Genomic DNA, 2,726 nt, shown 5'->3' with positions numbered 1-2,726 from the left:
CAAACCCATGATTTAAAATAAATTTATTTAATTTTTCTTTCCTGTGGCCGAATAGATGTTTACCGAGAATGAAATATGTTAATCTTTAATTAATAAATGCTTCATACATATAACAACTGTAAATAAGAGGAATAACATTATGAATTACCAACATATTATTGTACCAGTCGATGGTTCGGAAATTTCTTTAGCGGCAGCAAGACAAGCAGCTCATATTGCAAAAGCTTTTGGGAGCAAATTGACCGCTATTAGCTTAGTTGCGGTAGATCCTTTTAGCGGTGTAGATTTTTATTACATCTCACCTGTTGTAAAAGATTATTTTGTTGAAGCACGAGCAAATGCAGAAAAAACACTCGCAACTGTAAAAGCTTTATGTGCCGAAGAAGGTGTTGATGCCGAAACTCAAATCATCCAAGGTGAAATTTCTTCAGATGGTATTTTAAAAGCTGTAGAAGGCTTAGGTTCCGATTTGATTGTGATTGGTTCTCATGGTCGCAAAGGCTTCCAAAAACTTATTTTGGGTAGCTTTGCTCAAGATGTTTTAAACAGTACCAAAATTCAGGTATTGGTTGTAAAAGAATAAACTTTTTAGATGCAAAAAAACCCAATCCAACGATTGGGTTTTTTAATAAAATAAATTGCATAAATTTTACACTAATCAAAAATCCAGTTAGAATAGTTTCTTATTCTTCCAATTTCGTGAGTCACGCCAATGAAGTAAGTCTTTTTTTCTCATCAATTTTTCTTTTTTTGATGTGCAAAATAGACTATTTTTTGTGATTTAACGTCTCTGCTTAAAACTACTTTTCCTATTTTGTACATCCTGTATTTATGAGGTTTTTTATGACTCAGCAGGCATGTGTAATAGCACAACTCTCTTTAGAATTTCCATCTAAAGTCATGTTTCAACAACTAAATTTTAACCTTGAATCGCATCAAGTATCTGCTTTAATTGGCCGTAATGGTCAAGGTAAGTCTTTGCTTACGCAAATGTTAAATCAGACGCTTAAATCAGATTTAATTCTGACATCTGGGCAAATATCTTGGCATGTAAAGCATGCATATTTACCTCAGTTACATCGTTTAGCAGCACAGACCATTTCCGAAGCATTAGATATCTTAGATGTTTATCTCACTTTTAAAAGAGTTGAACAAGGTGTTGCCAACTTCGATGATTATGATTTGTTAGAAGGTAAATGGGACCTCCCCACCTTATGGAATAATTTATTGGAGTCTGCGGGTTTACCAACAGATCTAGACTTTCCAGTGAAAAACCTAAGCGAAGGTCAAAAAACTAAATTGGCATTGAGCTGCTTATTTTTAAAATCAGATCATTATTTACTACTTGATGAACCTAGTAATCATCTAGATCAGGAATCTAGAAAATGGTTAATTGATCATTTGAGGAAACACCCAACAGGTGCGCTTATCATTAGTCATGATCGTAGTTTATTGAATGAAGTAGACCATATTTATCATTTGAATGAACATGGTTTACATCACACAACGGGAAACTATGAAAAATTTTATGACCAGTATCAAACTCATGTTGCAGCTTTAGAGCAATCTGTTCAACAAGGCCAACGCGACGTTAAATACATGAAGCAAAAGCAGCATGAAGTATTAATGAAAGCTCAAAAACGTGAACGTGCTGGAAATAAATTACGCGAATCAAATTCTCAAGCCAAAATTCTGCTCGATTTTAAAAAGGAACAAGCAGGCCAAAGTATTGCTGCCATACAGTCTCAGCACCAACGACAGATTTCGAACAGTCAAAATGATTTAACAGACAAAAAAATGCGTCTTGAAACCGTCAAGCCACAACAGTTTCTCTTCCCTACTTTTCATAAGAAATCTGGAGAAATTCTTCGAATTAAAGGGCTTAAACTGAAATATGGAACGCTAAAACCCATAGATTTAGCAGTTCAGGCAGCCGAAAAAATTCACATAACTGGCCAAAATGGTATTGGTAAATCAACATTACTCAAAGCAATTCATGCTCAAAATAAACAGCCATGTGACAGCATTCACTTATTTGTAGATTGCTTTTATCTGGACCAAAACTTTAGCTTTTTATGTGATGAAATGACGGTGATTAAAAATCTAACCCACATGAATAGTGAGCTTTCAGAACTAGAATGGCGAAATCTATTAGGTCAACTTCGAATTCGAGGTGATAAAGGTACACAACTTTTGTCTCAGCTCAGTGGTGGTGAAAAACTCAAAGTAGCCTTATCGGCGCTTAGCCAGAAACATCCTACCCCTGAACTGCTGTTATTAGATGAACCAGAAAATCATTTAGATATTGAATCTAGAGAACTATTAGCTACCGCTATTCAAAGCTATGAAGGCGCTGTATTGCTCATTTCACATGATCAAACTTTTGTTGAAAGTTGTGCTATTCATGAGTCCTTTGTTTTAGCCGATTAATCATTATTGATGTCTTTTTCTTCAAATTTACTAGTTCTCTTTTGAGAGCTAGTAAATTCTATCCATCATTATTTTTTTACTTTATTTAATATTTCGATGTCTAAATTATATTTCACAGTTTTATTTTTATGAGCACTATTACGCATTTGATAAACCTGAACAATATAATCACCATCGACTGGTAAAGTAAGTTCTCCTTTAGATCCTACAGTTGAACCAATTAATAATGCATTATCTTTACCTGGCTTTTTACCTGGTGCAAAAATATTAACATAGGCTAAATTACCAAGACTATT

Annotated in this window: 2 protein-coding genes and 1 pseudogene; 2 read left to right on the top strand and 1 reads right to left on the bottom strand. The window is 34.2% G+C overall.

What is annotated here, in order from left to right:
- The first annotated feature begins 139 nt into the window (after positions 1–139).
- Both NL42_RS08470 and NL42_RS08465 read left to right on the top strand, forming a co-directional pair.
- Complete coding sequence (locus NL42_RS08470; protein ID WP_016137808.1) at positions 140–583, top strand: universal stress protein; 444 nt, start codon at positions 140–142, stop codon at positions 581–583.
- A gap of 260 nt (positions 584–843) precedes the next feature.
- Positions 844–2,430: an ATP-binding cassette domain-containing protein gene (locus NL42_RS08465; RefSeq protein ID WP_461312437.1), complete on the top strand. Its 1,587-nt coding sequence runs from the start codon at positions 844–846 to the stop codon at positions 2,428–2,430.
- A gap of 68 nt (positions 2,431–2,498) precedes the next feature.
- Here NL42_RS08465 and NL42_RS08460 read toward each other — a convergent pair.
- Positions 2,499–2,726, bottom strand: a pseudogene (locus NL42_RS08460) (DNA breaking-rejoining protein); the annotation flags it as partial.

This window comes from Acinetobacter sp. GN11 (assembly GCF_054823985.1).
Note: the sequence above shows the minus strand (reverse complement) of the source record. Positions and strands in the feature narration are given on the sequence as shown.

Coding starts and splice junctions, on each gene's coding strand:
- NL42_RS08470 (WP_016137808.1), top strand. CDS start 140: ATGAATTACCAACATATTATTGTACCAGTCGATGGTTCGGAAATTTCT.
- NL42_RS08465 (WP_461312437.1), top strand. CDS start 844: ATGACTCAGCAGGCATGTGTAATAGCACAACTCTCTTTAGAATTTCCA.